Source organism: Methanolobus sp. ZRKC2, from assembly GCF_045291185.1.
Classification (GTDB): Archaea; Halobacteriota; Methanosarcinia; order Methanosarcinales; family Methanosarcinaceae; genus Methanolobus.
In genome coordinates this window covers 1,846,278-1,866,626 of record NZ_CP146980.1, presented here as the reverse complement: position 1 = coordinate 1,866,626, position 20,349 = coordinate 1,846,278, and the positions used below count along the sequence as shown (strand labels likewise).

The 20,349-nt window shown below is 42.8% G+C and carries 21 protein-coding genes; 11 read left to right on the top strand and 10 right to left on the bottom strand.

Annotation, left to right across the window (positions count from 1 at the left end; genetic code table 11):
• Positions 1-183 precede the first annotated feature (183 nt).
• The 4 genes from mtbA to argS all read left to right on the top strand — a co-directional run bounded on the left by mtbA (position 184) and on the right by argS (position 5,392).
• Positions 184-1,203: a methylcobamide:CoM methyltransferase MtbA gene (mtbA, locus tag V7O62_RS08835; RefSeq protein ID WP_406655939.1), complete on the top strand. Its 1,020-nt coding sequence runs from the start codon at positions 184-186 to the stop codon at positions 1,201-1,203.
• 149 nt (positions 1,204-1,352) lie between these two features.
• On the top strand, positions 1,353-2,291 hold the full coding sequence (gene twy1, locus V7O62_RS08830; RefSeq protein WP_406655938.1) for a 4-demethylwyosine synthase TYW1: 939 nt from the start codon (positions 1,353-1,355) through the stop codon (positions 2,289-2,291).
• Between the two features lie 132 nt (positions 2,292-2,423).
• The gene (gene prf1 / locus V7O62_RS08825) at positions 2,424-3,668 is read left to right on the top strand and encodes a peptide chain release factor aRF-1 (protein ID WP_406655937.1); all 1,245 of its coding nucleotides are present in this window, start codon (positions 2,424-2,426) and stop codon (positions 3,666-3,668) included.
• 20 nt (positions 3,669-3,688) lie between these two features.
• Positions 3,689-5,392 carry an arginine--tRNA ligase gene (gene argS, locus V7O62_RS08820; protein WP_406655936.1) on the top strand — a complete coding sequence of 568 codons (1,704 nt, stop codon included), beginning with the start codon at positions 3,689-3,691 and terminating at the stop codon, positions 5,390-5,392.
• Positions 5,393-5,406: 14 nt separating this feature from the next.
• On the opposite strand, the gene V7O62_RS08815 is transcribed toward argS, so the two are convergent.
• Positions 5,407-6,210, bottom strand: a complete 804-nt coding sequence (locus V7O62_RS08815) for a class I SAM-dependent methyltransferase (RefSeq protein WP_406655935.1) — start codon at positions 6,208-6,210, stop codon at positions 5,407-5,409.
• 119 nt (positions 6,211-6,329) lie between these two features.
• Here V7O62_RS08815 and V7O62_RS08810 point away from each other — a divergent pair, with 119 nt between their 5' ends.
• Positions 6,330-6,881 (top strand): peptide-methionine (S)-S-oxide reductase MsrA, encoded by a 552-nt coding sequence (locus V7O62_RS08810; RefSeq protein ID WP_406655934.1) that lies wholly within the window; start codon positions 6,330-6,332, stop codon positions 6,879-6,881.
• Positions 6,882-6,939: 58 nt separating this feature from the next.
• Here V7O62_RS08810 and V7O62_RS08805 read toward each other — a convergent pair whose 3' ends face one another.
• Together V7O62_RS08805 and V7O62_RS08800 are read right to left on the bottom strand one after the other, a co-directional pair.
• On the bottom strand, positions 6,940-8,577 hold the full coding sequence (locus tag V7O62_RS08805) for an acetolactate synthase large subunit (protein WP_406655933.1): 1,638 nt from the start codon (positions 8,575-8,577) through the stop codon (positions 6,940-6,942).
• 2 nt (positions 8,578-8,579) lie between these two features.
• Positions 8,580-9,947, bottom strand: coding sequence for an NAD-dependent succinate-semialdehyde dehydrogenase (locus tag V7O62_RS08800; protein WP_406655932.1), 1,368 nt, complete (start codon positions 9,945-9,947; stop codon positions 8,580-8,582).
• 174 nt (positions 9,948-10,121) lie between these two features.
• Between V7O62_RS08800 and V7O62_RS08795 the strand changes: the two genes are divergently transcribed.
• The 4 genes from V7O62_RS08795 to V7O62_RS08780 all read left to right on the top strand — a co-directional run bounded on the left by V7O62_RS08795 (position 10,122) and on the right by V7O62_RS08780 (position 12,473).
• Entirely contained in the window at positions 10,122-10,502 is a 381-nt protein-coding gene (locus V7O62_RS08795) for a hypothetical protein (RefSeq protein ID WP_406655931.1), read from the top strand.
• Positions 10,503-10,513: 11 nt separating this feature from the next.
• Positions 10,514-10,930 carry a DUF3795 domain-containing protein gene (locus V7O62_RS08790; protein WP_406655930.1) on the top strand — a complete coding sequence of 139 codons (417 nt, stop codon included), beginning with the start codon at positions 10,514-10,516 and terminating at the stop codon, positions 10,928-10,930.
• A 169-nt stretch (positions 10,931-11,099) separates the two neighbouring features.
• Positions 11,100-11,876, top strand: a complete 777-nt coding sequence (locus V7O62_RS08785; RefSeq protein ID WP_406655929.1) for a YoaP domain-containing protein — start codon at positions 11,100-11,102, stop codon at positions 11,874-11,876.
• A gap of 123 nt (positions 11,877-11,999) precedes the next feature.
• Positions 12,000-12,473 carry a GNAT family N-acetyltransferase gene (locus tag V7O62_RS08780; protein ID WP_406655928.1) on the top strand — a complete coding sequence of 158 codons (474 nt, stop codon included), beginning with the start codon at positions 12,000-12,002 and terminating at the stop codon, positions 12,471-12,473.
• 35 nt (positions 12,474-12,508) lie between these two features.
• On the opposite strand, the gene V7O62_RS08775 is transcribed toward V7O62_RS08780, so the two are convergent.
• The 3 genes from V7O62_RS08775 to V7O62_RS08765 form a co-directional block, all read right to left on the bottom strand.
• Complete coding sequence (locus V7O62_RS08775; RefSeq protein ID WP_406655927.1) at positions 12,509-13,876, bottom strand: NAD-dependent succinate-semialdehyde dehydrogenase; 1,368 nt, start codon at positions 13,874-13,876, stop codon at positions 12,509-12,511.
• A gap of 87 nt (positions 13,877-13,963) precedes the next feature.
• Complete coding sequence (locus V7O62_RS08770; protein ID WP_406655926.1) at positions 13,964-14,392, bottom strand: DUF61 family protein; 429 nt, start codon at positions 14,390-14,392, stop codon at positions 13,964-13,966.
• A gap of 139 nt (positions 14,393-14,531) precedes the next feature.
• Positions 14,532-16,310 carry a histidine kinase N-terminal 7TM domain-containing protein gene (locus tag V7O62_RS08765; protein WP_406658275.1) on the bottom strand — a complete coding sequence of 593 codons (1,779 nt, stop codon included), beginning with the start codon at positions 16,308-16,310 and terminating at the stop codon, positions 14,532-14,534.
• A 208-nt stretch (positions 16,311-16,518) separates the two neighbouring features.
• Here V7O62_RS08765 and V7O62_RS08760 point away from each other — a divergent pair, with 208 nt between their 5' ends.
• Positions 16,519-17,439 carry a ribose 1,5-bisphosphate isomerase gene (locus V7O62_RS08760; RefSeq protein WP_406655925.1) on the top strand — a complete coding sequence of 307 codons (921 nt, stop codon included), beginning with the start codon at positions 16,519-16,521 and terminating at the stop codon, positions 17,437-17,439.
• A 21-nt stretch (positions 17,440-17,460) separates the two neighbouring features.
• On the opposite strand, the gene V7O62_RS08755 is transcribed toward V7O62_RS08760, so the two are convergent.
• Genes V7O62_RS08755 through V7O62_RS08745 form a run of 3 tightly spaced genes read right to left on the bottom strand, consistent with a single transcriptional unit; the run spans position 17,461 to position 19,161 of the window.
• Positions 17,461-17,739, bottom strand: a complete 279-nt coding sequence (locus tag V7O62_RS08755) for a helix-hairpin-helix domain-containing protein (RefSeq protein ID WP_406655924.1) — start codon at positions 17,737-17,739, stop codon at positions 17,461-17,463.
• Positions 17,736-18,473 carry a SagB/ThcOx family dehydrogenase gene (locus tag V7O62_RS08750; protein WP_406655923.1) on the bottom strand — a complete coding sequence of 246 codons (738 nt, stop codon included), beginning with the start codon at positions 18,471-18,473 and terminating at the stop codon, positions 17,736-17,738. The genes V7O62_RS08755 and V7O62_RS08750 overlap by 4 nt, the downstream gene beginning before the upstream one ends.
• 46 nt (positions 18,474-18,519) lie before the next feature.
• Complete coding sequence (locus tag V7O62_RS08745) at positions 18,520-19,161, bottom strand: class I SAM-dependent methyltransferase (RefSeq protein ID WP_406655922.1); 642 nt, start codon at positions 19,159-19,161, stop codon at positions 18,520-18,522.
• Between the two features lie 79 nt (positions 19,162-19,240).
• Between V7O62_RS08745 and V7O62_RS08740 the strand changes: the two genes are divergently transcribed.
• On the top strand, positions 19,241-19,816 hold the full coding sequence (locus V7O62_RS08740; protein ID WP_406655921.1) for a DNA-3-methyladenine glycosylase I: 576 nt from the start codon (positions 19,241-19,243) through the stop codon (positions 19,814-19,816).
• Between the two features lie 3 nt (positions 19,817-19,819).
• On the opposite strand, the gene V7O62_RS08735 is transcribed toward V7O62_RS08740, so the two are convergent.
• The gene (locus tag V7O62_RS08735) at positions 19,820-20,347 is read right to left on the bottom strand and encodes a metal-dependent hydrolase (RefSeq protein ID WP_406655920.1); all 528 of its coding nucleotides are present in this window, start codon (positions 20,345-20,347) and stop codon (positions 19,820-19,822) included.
• Positions 20,348-20,349 lie beyond the last annotated feature (2 nt).

Sequence of the window (20,349 nt, the reverse complement as noted above, 5' to 3'; positions counted from 1 at the left end):
AGGTTTTATATTTATTTTCGTTAATCTGTCTTTTATACTTCAAACTTTAGTTTTCTTCTACTTATCCTTTACGGGTAATTCTGAGTCATAGGTTCTATTTAAGCTTAGCTGATAGTGTATCGCAAAATATATATTCGTGTAATCCTTTTTCCACCCTACTATACATATCAGGAGCTTAATATTATGGTTGAATACACTCCAAAAGAAAGATTAGCAAGAGCACTTAAAGGCGAGCCTGTTGACAGGATGCCTGCAATATCAGTCACTCAGACCGGAACCGTTGAACAGATGGAAGCCTGTGGAGCATTCTGGCCCGAGGCAAACTATGATGCAGAAAAGATGGCAACACTTGCAGAGGCAGGCCACACCGTAGTCGGTTTTGAAGCTGTGCGTGTTCCTTTTGACATCACCGCAGAAGCAGAATTCTTTGGCTGTGAGATCAAGGACGGTACACAGGAACAGCAGCCATCAGTTGTTGGTCACGTTGTCAAGACCATTGAAGATATCGACAAGCTCAAAGGCTATGACCTCAACGAAGGAAGAATTAACGTTGTTTGTGATGCTATCAAGATCCTTGCAGACAAGTACGGAGACGAACTTCCTATCATGGGTAGTATGATCGGTCCTTTCTCCCTTTCACAGCACATCAATGGTGATGACTGGTTCATGGCTATCATGACAAATGAGGAATTCGGTCTTGCACTCATGGAATTCTCAACTGATTTCAGTGTTGCATATGCCAAGAAGATGGTCGAGAACGGTGCAGACACAATGGTCATCATTGACCCAACCGCAAGTGCACAGCTTATCGGTAATGAATTCTACGAGAAGTTCGTTGTACCTTTCCACAAGAGAATCTGCGACGCAATGCGTGAGCTCGGTGTAACTACCGTACTGCATATCTGTGGTGACACAACCCAGGGTCTTGCACTCATGGAAACATGTGGTGTAGACGGTATCAGTGTTGACCAGAATGTAGATGCTGCAACAGCTGTAGGAAATGTAGAGAGAGCTGTCATAGTAGGTAACCTCGATCCTGTTAACATGCTCTGGAACCAGACACCTGAAGCTATCAGGGAAGAGTCACAGAAGGTATTGGATGCAGGAATTGGCCTCCTTGGCCCTGGATGTGGTATTGTGAGCAAGACTCCTACCGAGAACCTCCAGGCAATGGTCGAGATGGCAAAAAGCCACAAATATTAAGGTACCAAACCACATTTTCTCTCCTTAAATACAGGGGAACCGCCTTTTAGGCACCTCTGTATTTTCTCTAATTTTTTTTAAATATTGGCTTACAGTATTCTCTATCTGTACCTATACTTTATATATATCAAAATTTTAACTACACCAAAATGTCCAGAAGAAAGCAAAAGGTCCGGGATATTACGGATTTCAAGAGCCTTTTGAAGAAACAGGGATATAGTCTTGCAGGTAAGCATTCGGCAGTGAAGACATGTCTCTGGCTTGGAAGAGCCATCAAGGATGAAGGCGAATGCTATAAATCCGTTTTTTACGGTATACAGTCACATCGTTGTTTACAGATGACGCCTACTCTTATGTGTAATCAGAAATGTCTTCACTGTTGGAGGCCTACAGAAATCGATGTGCCTATTCCTGCAGACTGGAATTCTCCAGTGGAAATAGTGGGGTCATGTATTGATTCTCAGCGAAAGTTAATTTCCGGCTTTGGAGGCTCAGCTCCCCGGGAACTCTGGGCGGAGGGCAACGAACCACGTCATGTAGCAATATCCCTTTCAGGGGAACCCACACTTTTCCCACAACTTCCGGAACTTATCGGAGAGTTTAAAAAACAGGGTTTTACTACCTTTGTAGTAAGCAATGGTACGGTACCCCTGATGATTGAAAAAATAAACCCCTCACAGCTTTACATGAGCCTGGATGCACCGGACCTGCAAACTTATGAAAAAGTCTGTGTTCCAAAGTCTCCTGAACTCTGGGACAGGATAAACGAATCCCTGGATATACTTCGGAGCAAAGATACAAGAACTGTCATACGTATAACTTTGATCAAGGGTGTAAATATGTTCAAGCCGGAAGCTTATGCTGAACTTATTAAAAAAGCAGAGCCTGATTATATAGAAGTCAAAGCTTACATGCACCTTGGCTTTTCCAGGAAAAGGTTGCCACGTGAAGCTATGCCTTCTCATGAAGAGGTTCTTGACTTCTCCGGTAAGATCGCTGAAAACCTTGGATACAAAGTTGCCGATGATGTTGAGATCAGCAGGGTAGTCTTGCTTTCCAAGGACGGATCAGTATCACATCTTGTTTGACTGAAAGGAAACTGGCTTGCAGAAGTCTCCGTGTCACAATCTATATTTATAGTTAGAAGTACATATGGCATCACAATCGAATCGAAGATAGGAAATAATCATAGTTCACTTCAATCGCGGAGTATTTTCAATATGTCAGAACAATCTGCTCATTCTAAGTACGAATTCAAGAAACAGTTAGAGGAACTGCGAAGCAAGAAGGGTCGTGGTACCGAACTGATATCACTTTATATTCCTCCCGGAAAGCAAATATCCGATATCACCTCCCAGCTCAGGACAGAGCACGGCCAGGCTTCCAACATTAAATCAAAGGTTACAAAAGATAATGTCCAGGGTGCGTTGGAATCCCTGCTTTCGAGGCTCAGGTATGTGGAAGTCCCTGAGAATGGTATCGTTTTCTTTACCGGTGCCGTAGACATAGGTGCCAACAAGACAAATATGGAGTCTATGATAGTCGAGCCTCCACAGCCTATAGTTACCTACAGGTACCATTGTGACTCATCGTTCTTCCTTGAACCGCTTGAGGAAATGCTAAGGGACGCAAAAACATTCGGCCTGCTTGTGCTTGACAGAAGAGAGGCAACAGTTGGTCTGCTGGTAGGCAAACATATCGAGTCATACAGGCATCTCACATCTGCAGTTCCTGGAAAACAGAGAAAAGGTGGTCAGAGTGCTCACAGGTTCCAGCAATTGAGACTTATTGCCATCCATGACTTCTATAAACGAATCGGTGATGCTGCAAGCGAAGTATTCCTTACGGTAGATCATAAGGACTTTGAGGGTGTTCTCATAGGTGGTCCTTCACCAACTAAGGAAGAATTCGAATCAGGAGAATTCCTGCACCATGAATTGCAGAAGAAAATGCTGGGACTTTTTGATGTCGCTTATACGGATGAATCAGGTCTTGCCGAACTGGTCAATGCTGCCAGTGAGAGGCTTTCAGATATTGATCTGATGGTTGAGAAAAAACTCATGCAGCGTTTCCTCACTGAGCTAGTATCTGATTCCGGAAAAGCTGCCTATGGCGAGGCACAGGTCAGAGAGAATTTGAGCATAGGAGCCGTAGAAGTATTGATGATATCCGAGGGTCTCAGGGCTGAGCGCCTGACCTTGCAGTGTCCCACAGGTGATTATGAGAGCAAGGAAACCCGAAAATTCACACCGGGCGAACAGGAAAGTTCAGCAGGTAACTGTCCTAAATGTGGCAGCACTCTTGAGATAGTTGAAAGAGTTGATACAGTGGATGAGTTGTCTGAACTTGCAGACCAGATGGCAACTGATGTACAGTTCATATCAACTGACTTTGACGAGGGTTCACAGTTGCTCAATGCCTTTGGTGGAATAGTTGCTATACTGCGCTTCAATACAGGTGTATAAACTCATTTTGAGGTGTTATCTTGTTCCTTGAATTTAAAAAACAGGTTACTTCAGCTCTGGGAGATGCCCTTGCATCACTGGGTTTTCAGGTAGATGATCTGGGATTGGAAGCTTCCCAGCATGCCGATATTGCTTCAAAGGTTGCTTTCCGGCTTGCAGCACAGGCAAAGCAGAATCCCAAAGAACTTGCCGAAAGGATAGCAGAGGCAATTATCCTGCCGGATGATTCTCTCATTGGTAAGGTCACCACGGCGGGTCCCTACATAAACATAGATGCAAGCCGGGATTATATCGATGAGACTGTTCTCAGGATAAGGCAGGAGGAAGATGGATTCGGAGGAGGTTTCTGTGAAGGAAGGATATTGCTGGAGCATACATCCGCAAATCCCAACGGTCCCCTTCACGTGGGCCATATCCGTAATTCCATAATAGGTGATACCCTCAAGCGTGTGCTCATGCGTGCAGGCTACGATGTGGAGACTCAATACTATGTCAACGACATGGGTCGCCAGATTGCTATTGTTTCATGGGCTCTTTCGCAGTTTGAGTTTGACACCACGAAAAAACCCGATCATGCAATCGCAGATGTTTACATAAAGGCCAATGCAGAGCTAACTGAAAATCCTGATAAAGTATCTGAGATTGACAGTCGTATGCAGCTGGTAGAAAAAGGTGATGAGGCGACCATTAAGAGCTTTGATGAGGCTGTTTCTTTTGCAGTGGATGGTATCAAGGAAACCCTCTTACGCATGAATGTTGAGCATGACAGTTTCCCATATGAATCCGGTTTTATTCATTCAGGTGCGGTTTCCCGTATAGTTGAGGAAATAAAGGCAACTGGCAGGACTGAAATTGATAAAGGTGCCCTTGTTGTAGACCTCTCAGATTATGGCTTTGAAAAGACACTTGTTATCCAACGTTCCGATGGAACATCTCTCTATACCACACGTGACCTCGCATACCATGAATGGAAGGGTGAGAGGGCTGACAGAATGATAGATGTCTTAGGTGCGGATCACAAGCTGATATCCGGACAGCTCAAGGCAACATTGAATGCTATAGGCAAACGTGAACCGGAGATAGTTATATTCGAATTCGTTTCCCTTCCTGAAGGTTCCATGAGCACTCGCAGAGGAAAGTTCATCTCTGCTGACGAATTGCTTGACCAGATAGAGAAGCAGGCATATACTGAAGTGGATAAACGCCGGCCTGAGATGCCGGATGAGTTCAAAAAAGAAGTTGCCAGAAACGTAGGTATAGGTGCTGTAAGGTATGATATAGTTAAAGTCTCCCCTGAAAAGTCCACGGTTTTCAATTGGGAGGAAGCCCTTGACTTTGAGAAACAGGGAGGTCCCTTCATACAATATTCACATGCTCGCGCATGCAATATTCTCAAGAAAGCAGAAGAAGACGGTCTCTGGGATTCTTCCAGGCCAATTGATCCGTCCTTGCTTGTAGAGGATACTGAAGTGGACCTGATAAAGAAGATGGCTTCCTTTGACAGTGTCATTGAAGCATCTGCAAGGGAATTGAAACCTAATTCAATTGCAATTTATGCAAGGGAACTTGCAGAGTCCTTCAATCAGTTCTATCGTTTTGTGCCTGTAATAAATGCCGAAGAGGAAGAGCTTAGGGATGTCAGGCTCGGTCTTGTGGACTGTGCAAGGATAGTTCTTGCAAATACACTCGACACGCTTGGAATAGCTGCTCCCGAATCAATGTAAGTAGCCGTTCCTTTCTATTTTTCTTTTTTTCTCAGATCAAACACCCATCTGCTGACTCCGGGTGCTACATTACCACATCTTCGATAGAATTCGGTCTCGAATCCCATATTTTCATAAACTTCGACAAGCTCCGGTATCTGTTCTTTGACCTTGAAAGTGTAAAAATGTAAATGTCCGCCAGCTTTCACGAGTCCAGAAATTGTTTCCAGAAAATGATCCATCCCATAAGGAGTGGGAATGATAGCCCTGTCAAAATCTTCTCTCAGAATATTGGGTATGTTATTGGCATCGGCATTGATGATGCTGATATGCTCTTCAACCTTATTGAGCCTGCAATTCTCTTTTAGGCATATGCAGGCATCACTATTCATTTCCACTGCAACTACCCTTGCCCCTGCTGCTGCAGAGGGAATTGCGAAGGGACCTACTCCCGAAAAAGGAACAAGTACATTTTCTCCGGGCTTCACCAGAGAAGCAATCCGCTTTCTCTCAAATGCAAGCCGTCCGTTGAAAAAAGATTTTTGAAGATCAATCCTGTAAGAAAAGCCGAATTCCCTGTGAATAGTTTCGGTGCTGTTACCCACAATGATCTCAAATTCGGCAATCCTTCTGTCACCTTCAAGTTTTGAGATTTTGTTGAGTACCATTCTTATGTTCTTCATCCTTTCCATGATAGCTGAAGCTATGTCCTGCTTGTAATTGCCCATACTTCCGGGAATTGATACTACGGCGATATCACCGATAATATCAAAACGGTTGGGAAGTTTCTCAAGGACATTTGTGGGAATTTTTCCATGGAGTTCGTCTTTTAAGCTCATTTTTTCTTCCGGATCACTGGTTCATATGCAATAAAGACTTAAAAGGATTGATGATAAGAAATATCTAATACCATGAAATGAAAATTTGACTCTAAGTAATCACTAAAAGGAGACCTACTATGGAAAAAGCTACATTTGCCACAGGTTGTTTCTGGGGAGCTGAAGATGTTTTCATGAAGATCGAAGGTGTTACAGGAACGCGTGTAGGATATACGGGAGGTTTCAGGGAAAACCCTGGCTACATCGAAGTGTTAAGTGGAAAGACAGGTCATGCTGAAGCAGTTGAAGTTATTTTTGATCCTTCCGTCGTAGGCTATTCTGAGTTGCTGGAGTTTTTCTGGAACCTGCATGATCCCTCCCTGACCCATGAAGAATTGATAAAACAAAACTGGGATGTCAACGACGCTTCTTCACTGGCTGGCATGCCAGAGTATGCAGGCAGCCATTACAGGTCATCTATATTCTACCATGATGAAGAACAGAGGCAAGCAGCCATAGACTCAATGGAAAAGATGCAGAAATCACTGGGTCCGAAAAAGAAAATACTTACGGAAATCGTCCCTGCAACTACATTCTATCAGGCTGAAGATGAGCATCAACATTATTTTGAAAAACATGCTGATGAAAAAGGGGCCAACAAATGCAATACAGGAAGCTGCTTGATAAAATGATGCTTAGATGTCCAAAAAAGTAGGAATATGATGACAATCACGGAAAGGCATTCCAACTTCATGTGTCACAGAAACTTTCCTTCAGTTTCTCTGTGAGCTTGATGTTTTCGGAATAGTCCACTCTGACATCAAATATCCAGACACCGCCTGCATCAAGTGCTTCCCTGAGTCTGGGCTGGAATTCACTGGCATTTTCTATTTTCACTCCCTTTGCCCCGAAGCTCTCTGCAAGCATTACAAAATCCGGATTGGTGAAATCGGTACCTATAGTTTGGTTGAATTCTTTTCTTTCGTGCCACTCGATGAGGCCGTATTTGGAGTCATCAAAAATGACTGACACAAAACTGCATCCAAGTCTCACGGCAGTTTCGAGTTCCTGCAGGTTCATCAGGAATCCACCATCACCCAGCACGGCTACCACCTTAAGCTCGGGTTTTAAGAAGCTGGCAACGATAGTAGCGGGAAGTCCGAATCCCATTGATGCGAGGCCATTCGACATGAAGACGGTATTTGCTTCATATGCCGGGAAAAGTCTTCCTACCCAGAGTTTATGGGCACCTACATCGCTTACAAGTATATCGCTTCTTCCCATACATTTCCTGATATCATATATTATCTTCTGAGGTTTCATCGGGAAAGACATATCGTCCTTGTAGTCTTCAAGCTCAGCTGTCATCCTTAAACGCACATTCTTGAAATTTTCATGAATTTCTTTCTTAAAATCGCATTGCTGGGAAAGCTTAAACAATGAATGCCTTATATCCCCCAACAGCATCATGTCCGGGATATAGCTCTCATCTGTCTCAGGATAGTCGGAATGTATATGGATTATCTTTTTTGATCCTTCAGAGTTCCAAAAATTTGGGCTGTACTCCACATAATCATAGCCGACGGTTATAACCAGGTCCGCCATTTCCAGGCCGCATATAATATGATCCCTGTCCTGAATTCCCATTGAACCGAGGCTTTGCTCGTCATCTGCCGGGAAGGCTCCCTTCCCCATGAATGTAGTGATTACCGGCAATCCTGAAAAGCTGGCAAATTTTCTCAGCTCGTTAGACGCGTCTCCTCTGAACACACCATTTCCTGCAAGGACGACGGGCATTGAACTCTCCCTGATCATTTCCGCAGCTTTTTTCAGGTCCTCTTCGTCGTGCATGACAATATGCATGGTGCTTTTTTTGGAAAGTGGTAGTTTCCGGCTATCTTCTCTGGCAACGTCTTCAGAGAGTTCTATATGTACCGCGCCGGGTTTGCTTCTGGCAACTCCAAAGGCCTTACGCAGGATCTCAGGTATGAAATCCGATCTTGTAACCTTTGAGTTCCAGCTTGTAATTTCCTTGAATATATTGACGATATTGATGTACTGGTGTGACTCCTTATGGGTTTTTTCAAGCGATGATTGGCCTGTGATAGCCACCAGAGGTGCCTTATCGAGCTGCGCATCTGCTATTCCCGTGATAAGGTTTGTAGCACCCGGTCCCAGGGTTGCAAGGCATACTCCTGGTTTATGTGTCATCCTTCCGTACATTTCTGCCATGAAGGCAGCACTCTGCTCATGCCTTGTGACAATAAACTTGATCCAGGACCTGGAAAGTGAATCAGTAAGGTCTATTGTTTCCTCACCGGGAACACCGAATATGTACTCAACTCCTTCGCTTTCGAGGCATTTTACGAAAAGGTCACTACCTTTCATCTTTAATACACCTTTAGTGACTTGATCTGCATGAATTCCTGCATACCCACACGGAACAGTTCCCTGCCAAGACCACTTTTCTTCACTCCTCCAAATGGCAGGCGTGGGTCGGAAGCTACCATATTGTTAATTGCAATGACACCTGTCTGGATATCCCTTATCAGAGTCATAGCCCTGTCCCTGTCCTCGGTCCAGACACTGGCACCAAGACCGAATTCTGTACTATTGGCCAGTTTAACAGCTTCCCTTTCATCAGCAAATGTGACTATGGGTGCAACCGGGCCAAAGGTTTCTTCCCGGAGTACGGGAGCATTCTCATTTATATTCGTGAGAACGGTTGGCATATAAAAGAAGCCTTCTCCTTCCATTGAGCCACCCTCAAGAAGAGCATCAGCTCCCATTGACAGGCTTTTATCCACCTGCTCCTGCAATCTTTGCCTTTGCTTTGCATTTACAAGGGGACCCATTTGTGTACTCGGGTCCATGGGATCTCCAACTTTGAGTTTTCCGACCCTGTTCACAAATTTCTCGGTAAAGTCTTCTGCTACACTTTCAGCCACAAAGAAACGCTTGGCTGCAATGCAACTCTGTCCGGCATTCTGGAATCTGGCCTTTACCGCTTCTTCTGCAGCTTTTTCAACATTTGCATCTTCAAGAACTATGAAAGGATCACTGCCTCCCAGTTCCAGCACGAACTTCTTCATGTAACGTCCTGCTTCAGCTGCTACCTTTTTTCCTGCGTGGCTACTTCCGGTAAGGGATACTGCATTAATCTCTTCCCTGGATATCAATTCCGAGGCTTCCTTTCCCCTGATGAGCAAAGTCTGGTAAGCTCCTGGAGGCAACCCTGCCTGGCAGAATACCTTCTCAATTTCAAGTGCGCACATAGGTACATCGCTGGAATGTTTGAGCAATATAACGTTCCCTGCGGCAAGCGCGGGAATAGCTGCTCTCATTGCCTGCCAGAACGGGAAGTTCCAGGGCATAATATTCAGGATGGTACCCATAGGCTCATAAAGGAAACCCGATGTCTGGGCATCGGTTTCCACAAATTCGGCTGCAAGGAATCCTTCAACGTTCATGGCAAAGAATTCGCTCAACCAGGCACATTTTTCAACCTCAGCCAGGGAATCAGTAATTGTTTTCCCCATCTCCCTGGTTATGATCTCAGCAAGTTCCTGTTTTTTCTCCCTCAACACACCGGCAACATTCTCAAGGTACATGGTCCTGTCAAAAGCCGATGTGCTTTTCCAGTCCGCAAAATCTTTTCTGGACAACCTGATCTTCTTTTTAACAATAAATTCAGTATCCAGCTCAAAATCTCCGATGATCTCTTCTGTTGCAGGATTGATAGATTTTATACTTTCCATACTCAATGTCCCCCGGTAAATCCTGTTATGCAGTAAACAACCTGAAACTACTCCTCCAATTTCACTTGTATTTGATCACATATAAAAGTGGTTCCAGACTTCCGTTCCAATTACAGGAACTCATTTTCCATAAAATGCAAATATTTAAATAGATATATTTTTTGAATAACTTCCATGAACAAGTATTCAAGGAATATCCTTTATGGTTTCCTTTCCTGGCTTATACCCCTTGTAGCCTCTTTTTTCTTTTATACGAGTGAGGGAGAGCTGACAATTGACATATTCCTGTTCAAATCAATTATGATTGTAGTAGGTTCGATCACGGCATCTATTCTTTTGATATCCTATTTCAAGAAAATCTATTCGGATTTCTTAAAGGAAGGCATTATCCTTGGATTAGTATGGTTTTTTATAAACATACTAATGGACCTGATAGTACTGGTTCAGATGTGGGATATGCCTTTTGAGGATTATTTTACCCAGATCGGATTAAGATATGTGGTAATTCCTGTGATGTGTATAACTGTCGGAGCGGCTCTGGAAAATAAAAAATAGTGGAAAATGTTATGGAATCTTCAAACGATATCTCACTTTTAGCTCCCTGTGGAATAAATTGTAGTGTTTGCATGGTGTATCTGAGGGAGAGAAATAAATGTCCTGGATGCAGGGGTCCCGATGACAACAAACCAATCAGTCGTACGGGCTGCAAGATCAAGAATTGTACTACATTCTGCAAAGGTGATGCAGAATTTTGTTTTGAATGCGAGGATTTTCCCTGCAAAAGACTGAAGGGCCTGGACAAAACCTATCGGACTAAATACAGCATGAGCATAATAGATAACCTTGAGAATATCAGGGAATTCGGTATTGTGGAATTCCTGGAAAATGAAATAACAAGATGGACTTGTGCCAAATGTGGGGGTACTGTTTGTGTTCATAAGGGCTATTGCTATAGTTGTGGAGAGCGAAAACTTAATGATTGAAATGTTTTACCTCTAATGAAAACCGCAACAGAAGATAAATCAGAAGAAGAGAAGAACAAGATTGTTGATGAAATAGCCAGTAATGTAGAAAAATTAGGTTTAATTCTGAACCAAAAACAGCTAAAAATATAGAAAAAGACATTTAACCCAAAGATTGATAATTATTAGCATGGACGATGTTAAAATTATAGACCTGACCCCGGAAAACATTTCTGAATACGGGGTCTGCGGGTACAAAGATGTGAAAAAACATCTTGAATTGAGAAGGAAAATAGACTGGTTCAAAGAGTACTATCCGAAGGGTTTGAGGATAAAAGCCCTTATTTCCGAAAAGGGTGGTTATCAGGGAATGCTTGAGTATATTCCAGGTGAGTATGCTCACAGGCCCGTGGATGCTGAAGGATACATGTTCATCCATTGTATCTTTGTAGGATTCAAAAAAGATTTCAAAGGAAAAGGTTACGCTTCTTCCATGATTGAAGAATGCATCAAAGAAGCAAAAAATGAGAACATGGATGGAGTCGCTGTTGTCACGAGAAAAGGATCATTCATGGTAAAAAAAGACATTTTTGTCAAAAAAGGATTTGTTTCGGTTGATAAAGCAAAGCCTGATTTTGAGTTAATGGTACTAAAATTCAATGAAGATGCAGTAAATCCTCAGTTCAGGGAAATGAAGCAGCAGCTAGAGGACTATCAGGATGGTCTGGTTGTCATGCGTTCTGTCCAGTGTCCATACACCGAAAAGAATGTGAATGCTATCCTTGAATCTGCAAAAAAAGAATTCGGACTGGATGCTGATCTGGTCGAACTTGAAGATTCGGATGCTGTTCAGAACTCTCCGTGTGCTTTTGGAACTTTTTGCATTATTTACAATGGTGAGATAATAAGTCATCATCCGATAAGCAATGGTAGATTTATGAATATAATGAATAAAAAGATGAAATGAAGCTTAAATGCTTTCATTCAATTGTATTTTTCCTGTTGTATTTATGAGTCGGAAATTTTTGCTCTCTGTTTTTATCTGATAGATGACATGAGGTATAACTGATCAGAACTGTTTGTGAAAACCATGCAACAGAACTTAATGATCACTGATTATTCGGAGAAGCATTCTGAGGAGATAGCTGATCTTTTTCACAGGATCGTACATATGATAGATTCATCTTTCTATTCAGAAAGAGAAAAAGAAGCATGGGCTCCGACACCACCGGATTATTTGAAGTGGGCTGAAATCCTAAGGTGCAAAAAACCATATATTGCGTTCTGTAATGGAAGAATTGTCGGTTTCATGAACATGGACCCTGATGGTCATATTGATTATGCCTATGTAGCTTCGGAATATCAGGGTAAAGGGGTGGGAAAGTTCCTTTACGATCACATAGAGAAAATCGCCATAAAAAAGTCGATTCGGAAGATGAGTGTTGAAGCTTCAAAGCTGGCAGTGCCTTTTTTTAAGAAAATGGGTTTTTGCATTTTGAATGAAAACCATATCCTCAGAAACGGGCAGATACTGGTGAATTATACGATGGAAAAAGAAATATGATCCTGCTATCAGGGCAGGAATCATGATGGCAATTATCACATCATCTTTATTGACTTAATGTTCATGAATTCATAGAACCCATGCCATGAAAGTTCCCTGCCTATGCCACTTTTCTTTACTCCTCCAAATGGAAGGCAGGCTTCAGGTTTGCAGAAGGCATTGATTCCAACCATGCCTGTCTCAAGTTCAGATGCAATTCTCATGGCTTGATTTCTGTCCTGACTCCATACGCTGGCACCCAGCCCGAATTCGGAATCATTTGCAACTTCAATAGCTTCGCTCTCATCCTTCACGGTAATTATCGGTGCGAGGGGTCCGAATGTCTCTTCCCTCATAACCTTCATATCCCTGCTAACATCTCCCAGAACTGTTGGGGAATACATATAACCCTCATTTTCCATTCTTCCACCGGGAATGAGAACTTTTGCACCCTTTGATATTGCATCACTGACCTGCTTTTCCAGTATCTTAACCTGTTCTTCCCTTACCATCGGCCCGATATCCGTTTCAGGGTCCATAGGGTCACCGACTTTCAGGTTTTGTGTCTCTTCAACAAACATTTCTGTAAATTCCTCTGCCACGTCTTCCGCAACAATGAAACGCTTGGCAGCTATGCAGGTTTGTCCGGTATTGATGAAACGACTCGCAACTCCGACCTTTGCAGCCATCCCAACATTTGCGTCATCAAGAATAATGAAAGGGTCACTGCCTCCGAGTTCCAGCACAAACTTCTTCATGTTACGAGCAGCAATTTCGGCAACCTTCTGGCCGGCATCATATCCACCTGTGAAGGATACGGCCTTGATTTCATTTCTTGAGATGAGTGAGGATGCTGTTTCCCCATCTATGAGCAGTGTCTGGAAGACACCTTCTGGAAATCCTGCCTCAACAAAGATGTTTTCAATTTCCAGTGCGCACATGGGCACATAGCTGGAATGCTTGAGCAGCATGACATTCCCACCTGCCAGCACATGGGCTGCTGCACTTAGCACCTGCCAGAACGGGAAGTTCCAGGGTTTTATGGCAAGTACGGTGCCCATAGGTTCGTAATGTATCATGGAGTCACATGAGTTTTCTTTCGCAGGCTCGGGTTCAAGCATTCTTTCCGATTTGTCAGCAAAATAATCGAACATGTCAGCACATTTGGTGACCTCTGGAACAGCCTGTTTGATGACTTTTCCCATTTCAGCTGTGATGAGTTTTCCATATTGCTGCTTATTTTCACGTAAAAGATCGGCGAACTTGTGCAGAAGTTCATTCCGCTCGGAAACATCGGTGCTTTTCCATTCCCTGAACGTATCAGCGGACCTTTTGAGCGTCCGGCTGACCTGCTCATCAGAGTGCATTTCCACTTCGCCGATCATTTTTCCTGTTGCAGGGTTGACGGATGAAATAGTATTCATGATGATTACCTGTAAGATTATGAGAATATAATTACATCCTCTTATATTTGCCATTGATGATTTATTGTTCGCTTAAGGCAGCAGATATCATGCCATTACTATCTGTATGGCTGTAGGATACTTCTTCGCAATTGAATATGCAATAGACCTGCCTACCCAAATTTTCCCCTTCTGCATACGGCGCATTTTGCTGAAGTCCCCTAATATCTGGAGAGCGTGGAGAACAATGGGATCGTTAAGGTAACAGTTGTCAGGTACATTCATGCTGTAGAAAAAAAGGATAGGCAGCTTGAGTTTATAATGAAACTCCTTGGGGAGATTATCCCGGAGAAATATTAGGATTTCTTTATTGAAAAGGTGTTCATCTCCTGCTTTTGTCTTTGAAGCAGGCTTCTCTTCAAGGAGAAGTTGAGCAAGGCTTTTGCGCTCTGTGACTATTCCTTCGTTTATCTTGCTGACTTCCAATCTCATCCAGCGCATAAGAATATCATCGCTTTCCGATCTTCTTTCAGGCATTAATTCCCATCTTCCGGTCCCATTTACTATAATTGTATGCTGGCACTGTTTAAAACTGTCTTGCTGTTCTAAGAGAAGATTGTCTTTGAAATAGTCTTAATGTTGGCCCTTAACGGCTTTTTTATGATTGAAAATATTTTTATTGCATAGATTGCGATTGAAATGTTTGAATATTCCCATCATTGCAACATTTCTGGTCTTTGATGGTGAATATAAAGGTACTTCCTTTTCCTTCCTCACTCACAACCCGAATACTTCCACTGTGCATTTCGACAAACTCTTTTGCAAGAGCAAGCCCAAGACCGGTCCCCTGGTATTTCCTGCTGGTCGAAGAGTCTATTTGCTTGAAGGGTTCGAATATATCCTCCAGCCTGTCTCCGGCAATTCCGATGCCAGTGTCTGAAACAGAAACAATGATTCCGTCATTGGTATCTTCGGAAATTAACTTTACCTCACCTTCTTCCGGTGTGAACTTAATAGCATTACCAAGAAGATTGTACACAACTTGCTTGAACTTCTTCCTGTCAGCACATATTTGAGTTTTTTCGGATTCATGTTCAATTGTAAGTTTTATTCCTTTCTTGATAGCCAGCGGTGATATCACCTTGCGAATTTCTTCCAGTGTGTCCGGGACGGGAAAGTCTTCACATTCCAGTATTGCCTGGCCTGCTTCTATTCTGGAAATGTCAAGAATGCCGTTGATTAAATCAAGAAGATGTTTGCCTGCAATTTCGACATTAGTCAAATACTTTGTCTGTGTATTATTTAAATCCCCGAAAGTTTGTTCCTGAAGTAATTGTGAAAAACCAATTATAGCATTTAGAGGAGTACGTAATTCATGGCTCATGTTCATAAGGAACTCGCTTTTCATGCTGCTCGCCTCTTCAGCCATAAGCTTGCTTTTGATCAGCGTCTCCTCTGCTAGTTTCCTGTCAGTAATGTTGTCCAGAACTATCATCCTTCCACGGATATTGCCATGCTCGTCATGAAGTGAAAGAAGATTTGCAGTGAACCAATTCTCTGTACCTGCAAAGGTGTATTTTAATTCGAGATTTTCCTCTCCAATTCTGTCCTTTTCGGAATCCGGAAACTGAGTCCAGAAATCAAAGACTTCCGAAGCATGTTTGCCCATGTCTTTTGCAGACGTGCTCAGGTATTTTGTTGCGGCCTGGTTAATATCTATCACCCTGTCCTTTCTGTCGAGAACAACTACACCCGAAGGAACATTCTCAAAAAGGAAACTGCGGGCCAGGGGTGCTACATCGAAGAGTCTGTAGTGGAATATGCCGATATAGACAATCAGCGCACCGACAGTGAAGACAAATGGTATAGGGTCCACCCCTTTATGGAAGAAACCTGCCAGGTAAAGCACATAGACTGAAAAACAAAGTGCTGAGCAGATTATAAGCATAAGCAGATGCCTGTTAAAGAGGAACTTGCTCTGAGCCCACATCTTAAAGAAAAGTGCAATACCAAACACTATGAAGATGGTAGAATAAGTTTGGTAGAACCAATAATAAATCCCCGGTTCAAATACCAGACTATAGAATGGACCCACAGAACTAAAAATGACGTTCTTGTGAAACAGATGATGCACCTCGTTAGTTATCACTACGGAGATTGTGATAGCAGAAATCACAAAAACGCTGTTTCTCACCATTGGTGTTATCAAATGCTTTTTTCCTGTATAGCTCATGGAGAATAGCAGGAAAAAAGCCGGTATGAACGATATTCCGAGGTACTGTATCTTATAGAATAAAAGTGCAGCTTCCATTTGAATCGATGATATCTCCAGTGCATAGAATATCGAATAGATGGCAAGTGCTATAAGGAAAAAAGAGAAATGATCTACACCATCATTTTCTTTGAACTTTCTGATATAGAGTGCGAGTCCTAAGAGCACCAGCCCGGAAAATATCAGTGTCCCAGAATAGAAACTAAAATATATCCTTAATAACTCCTTATGTTTTCATCAAGTGTATGTATTATAAAAAATTCAAACAGAATAAAAGTGTTTCCGTCTGATTTTGCTTTGGGGCAGTACAGATAATCTTGTTTTTGATTAAAAGCCTCTTATTTTTTTCATCACAGGCTAGATATAAATTCTTTAAGTCCAACTTATAGTCATGGATGATCTACAAAACATAGCGGAAAAGATATGCACAATGGAGATCCGTGGCGCGGGAAGGATAGCTGTTGCAGCTTCAGCTGCACTCAGGGATTATGCAAGAACCCTCAGTTCACTGAACATAGATGAGTTCAATGCAAAAATCGAGAAAGCTTCAAAAACACTTGTGGACACCCGGCCTACGGCTGTTTCTCTTCCCAATGCTGTTACCCTGACAAAAAGACATAGTGCTACAAATGTCTATGATGCTATCGATGAAATTGTAAAGAACTCGGAGAGTTTCATCAAGAATGCAGAGGAAGCACTGGACAAGATCGGCAGGATCGGTGCCCAGAGAATTCATGATGGAGATGTGATTATGACCCATTGTAATTCCCATGCTGCCCTCTCTATTATCAAGACTGCTTTTGATCAGGGCAAGGATATCTCGGTGGTAGCTACGGAATCACGTCCAAGAAGGCAGGGTTTCATTACAATTCGTGAACTGAATGATTATGGAATTCCCACTACACTGATTGTGGATTCTGCTGTCAGGCTTACCATGAAGAAAGTAGATCTTGTGGTAGTTGGTGCGGATTCTATTTCTGTCAACGGTGCCCTCATAAACAAGATAGGTACCTCTCAGCTTGCACTGGCGGCACAGGAAGCCCGTAAAAATGTGATTGTGGCGGCTGAAACCTACAAGTTCAGTCCCAGAACCCTACTCGGGGAAATAGTCGAGATAGAAGACCGTGCAAGTGAGGAAGTCATTGATCCTGAGATATTGACAGAGCTTCCGAATGTAAAGGTCAGTAATCCGGCATTCGATGTTACACCTGCCGAATACATCGATCTTATGGTCACCGAGGCCGGAGCCTTCCCTCCGGCTATGGCCTATATGATAATAAAAGAATACCTGGGGATTGAACTGGAGATTTGAAATCAAAGGAATTCGAAGGACCTAGTCCTTCCAGTTCCACCATTTCAACAGTTGCGGGTCATGTTCATCATTTGATGCAAAATAGACTGCACATCTGAAAACATAGAGCATGCACCTGTCCACATGAATTCCCTGAAAGTCACATAACTGCTGATAGAGTTCTTCAGGATTTTTGTCTTTCAGGTCTGCAATACTACGAATGTTCAGATTCCAGAGATCATCCGCGATAGTCTTCCCGACTCCCGGTATTTGCATGAGTTCATTTGTTACAGTTTCATAAGTCGGCTCTTTATTTTTCATGTTAATGTTTTACCTACCGTTGCAATGTATATGGTAAACTCCTTCTCGCCGTCGATTTTGAGCAGTGTGTTCATGTTGTCGTCAAGAAAAGCAGCGATTGCACAAACTCCGCAATCGATGGACTGCGCGCTAAGATAAAGGTTCTGGCAGACGTGCCCGGCATCCAGATGCAGATATCTGTATCCTCTTTCACCATACCTCCATTCCATCCTGTAAGGCACAGCAGTCCAGATGAATGTGACAGCGCTGTTTATTACAAAAGGCTGCTCAAGGCAGGCGGTTTTGATATCTCCTGCAATATGTTCTCCAGCCTGTATCTGAACAAGCCTGTGCTCTATGGGAAGAAAATGGTATAGCCCGCTCTCAAGTCCTTCCACGTTGTTCACAAGTATGTAAGTCTCAAGTGCATGCCTGGCTCCTGCAGAAGGTACTGTCCTGAAGGTTACCGAACTTTTTATATGCTTGACACCCTGGGTGCACCAGAGCAAGTATGATAACTCTTCAAGGGAAATTGATTCAAGAAGGTAGCTTCGAGTACTTTTCCTGCTTTCGATGACCTCCCTGAGATCTGTCCTGTTAACTTGAATATTCTTTGGTTCCGGAAGATCGAATATTTGCCCTTCTTCCCCGGTTACTGATTCCAGAGGAGGCTGAGGATATCCAAGTGACTGGTCCGAATGCTCAGCGTACTGGAATTTGGTTTTTTCTATGAATTCTTTCCCTATTCCGTTCATCCCATGACCCCACGTCGATTTGGAAGAATGATATAGAAAAGATTGGTTACCTGTCTTTTATATTTATTGCCTTTATGACAACAAAAGAACCTTTGCCAAAGCCTTCTTCCGGTTTTTCGTAAACTTTGATTTCAGAGAGGGGTTTGAACAGGGTCTGTCTTATATGATATTCCTGGAAACCATTTTCTTTGAGATTGCTTATGATTTCAGTTGTGGTATAGAAATTTGCATTTCTGAAAAAACTACTTCTTGGTGCTTTTTTTCTATATTCTTCTCCGAGAGGGCTGTCACGTTCGATGAATGCAACAATAAGTTCACCTCCGGGTATAAGTACACGACGTATTTCCCTGAGTGTTCTTTCTTTATCTGTGAAGCAAAGGGACGTGACCATCAGCACAAGTTTAACAGATGAATTTTTCAGGGGCAGCTCTTCTGCAACTCCCCTGATAAGTTCAATTCCACGTTTTTTTGCAATTTCCAGCATCTTCTCTGAAGGGTCAAGTCCGTAACTGATGTCCAGAGCTGATGCAAATCTTCCTGTCCCAACTCCTATTTCAAGACTTTTTTCGGGTACAATCTCGGGAAGTACTTCTCTGATGGCTTCAAGTTCGGATTCGTAGACCGCATGGTGTTCTTCATACCACCTGTCATATTTTTTCGCATGGATATTAAATGGACTTTCCTTCATGATCAGAGCCTTGATATTCTCTTGTCATATGAAATTTGAAATAAGAAAATATAAAACGTTTGATTGTCTTTTTTAAAATATGGAAACCCGATGTGAATGGGCTGAGATGAACGAGCATGAAATAGAGTATCATGATGCCGAATGGGGTGTGCCCGAGCATGATGACCGGAAATTGTTTGAGTTCCTGATACTTGAAGGAGCGCAGGCAGGACTTAGCTGGGATACGATTCTCAAGAGAAGGGAGAACTACAGAAAGGCCTTTGATGGTTTTGATTACAACAAGGTTGCAGCTTACGATGAGACTAAGGTAGAGGAACTCCTGCAGGACAAAGGTATCATAAGAAACAGGAGGAAGGTACTTTCTTCAGTCAGTAATGCAAAAGCATTCATTGAAGTAAGGAATGAGTTCGGTTCATTTGATAATTATCTCAGTACGTTTCTGCCGGATGGTAAACCCATACAGAATTCCTGGGAATCGATGTCTGATGTCCCTGCAAAGACTGAATTATCCGAAAAGATAAGTAAAGATATGAAAAAACGGGGATTCAATTTTGTCGGGCCCACTATAATGTATGCTTTCATGCAGGCTGTGGGAATGGTCAATGATCATGTTATAGGATGCTTCAGGCATCAGGAATGTGCAGGCCTTCGATGAAGCTCAGGAGGATTCTGCTTCTATTTTATTTTTAGAGAATGAAAGGTGATGCTGTCTTTTCCGGTACCTGTGGAAATAAATCCCTATTGCAGGCAGGAATGAGAGCAGACAAAGTGCATAAATTGTGCCTGATGCCGACATTCCAGCTAAAGGGTTTGCTGTAAGAGGCCATAATGGCCTGATGTCCGTGTAAAGAAAAGAATCAAGAAACACATGGCTCCAGGTTCCTATGAGAGAACCTGCCAGTAAAGACATGAATGAATATTTCTGTTCTATCTTCAATTTATCAGTGATTCTTTGCAGCCATTTCCTTTGCGAAAACAGCAGCAATGATAGTAGAAAAGCAACTGTGGTTGCACCCAAAAATGTATGCAGTGGTCCGTGAAGGGGCCGGCATCCGGCAAAGAGACAGTATGTTGCTCTCAGGTCTACAACGGTGCTTCCCAGAAGAATTGAAATGAGGGAAATTTTCTTTTCGAATATCTCCCCCAGAAGAAAGGCGGGTCCGAGATGGAATGGTGTGAAAGGCATTT

Coding starts and splice junctions, on each gene's coding strand:
- twy1 (WP_406655938.1), top strand. CDS start 1,353: ATGTCCAGAAGAAAGCAAAAGGTCCGGGATATTACGGATTTCAAGAGC.
- V7O62_RS08750 (WP_406655923.1), bottom strand. CDS start 18,473: ATGAACGGAATAGGGAAAGAATTCATAGAAAAAACCAAATTCCAGTAC.
- V7O62_RS08740 (WP_406655921.1), top strand. CDS start 19,241: ATGGAAACCCGATGTGAATGGGCTGAGATGAACGAGCATGAAATAGAG.
- V7O62_RS08775 (WP_406655927.1), bottom strand. CDS start 13,876: ATGAATACTATTTCATCCGTCAACCCTGCAACAGGAAAAATGATCGGC.
- V7O62_RS08780 (WP_406655928.1), top strand. CDS start 12,000: ATGCAACAGAACTTAATGATCACTGATTATTCGGAGAAGCATTCTGAG.
- mtbA (WP_406655939.1), top strand. CDS start 184: ATGGTTGAATACACTCCAAAAGAAAGATTAGCAAGAGCACTTAAAGGC.
- V7O62_RS08805 (WP_406655933.1), bottom strand. CDS start 8,577: ATGAAAGGTAGTGACCTTTTCGTAAAATGCCTCGAAAGCGAAGGAGTT.
- V7O62_RS08795 (WP_406655931.1), top strand. CDS start 10,122: ATGAACAAGTATTCAAGGAATATCCTTTATGGTTTCCTTTCCTGGCTT.
- V7O62_RS08790 (WP_406655930.1), top strand. CDS start 10,514: ATGGAATCTTCAAACGATATCTCACTTTTAGCTCCCTGTGGAATAAAT.
- V7O62_RS08760 (WP_406655925.1), top strand. CDS start 16,519: ATGGATGATCTACAAAACATAGCGGAAAAGATATGCACAATGGAGATC.
- V7O62_RS08815 (WP_406655935.1), bottom strand. CDS start 6,210: ATGAGCTTAAAAGACGAACTCCATGGAAAAATTCCCACAAATGTCCTT.
- V7O62_RS08735 (WP_406655920.1), bottom strand. CDS start 20,347: ATGCCTTTCACACCATTCCATCTCGGACCCGCCTTTCTTCTGGGGGAG.
- V7O62_RS08770 (WP_406655926.1), bottom strand. CDS start 14,392: ATGCCTGAAAGAAGATCGGAAAGCGATGATATTCTTATGCGCTGGATG.
- V7O62_RS08800 (WP_406655932.1), bottom strand. CDS start 9,947: ATGGAAAGTATAAAATCTATCAATCCTGCAACAGAAGAGATCATCGGA.
- V7O62_RS08755 (WP_406655924.1), bottom strand. CDS start 17,739: ATGAAAAATAAAGAGCCGACTTATGAAACTGTAACAAATGAACTCATG.
- V7O62_RS08785 (WP_406655929.1), top strand. CDS start 11,100: ATGGACGATGTTAAAATTATAGACCTGACCCCGGAAAACATTTCTGAA.
- V7O62_RS08745 (WP_406655922.1), bottom strand. CDS start 19,161: ATGAAGGAAAGTCCATTTAATATCCATGCGAAAAAATATGACAGGTGG.
- prf1 (WP_406655937.1), top strand. CDS start 2,424: ATGTCAGAACAATCTGCTCATTCTAAGTACGAATTCAAGAAACAGTTA.
- V7O62_RS08810 (WP_406655934.1), top strand. CDS start 6,330: ATGGAAAAAGCTACATTTGCCACAGGTTGTTTCTGGGGAGCTGAAGAT.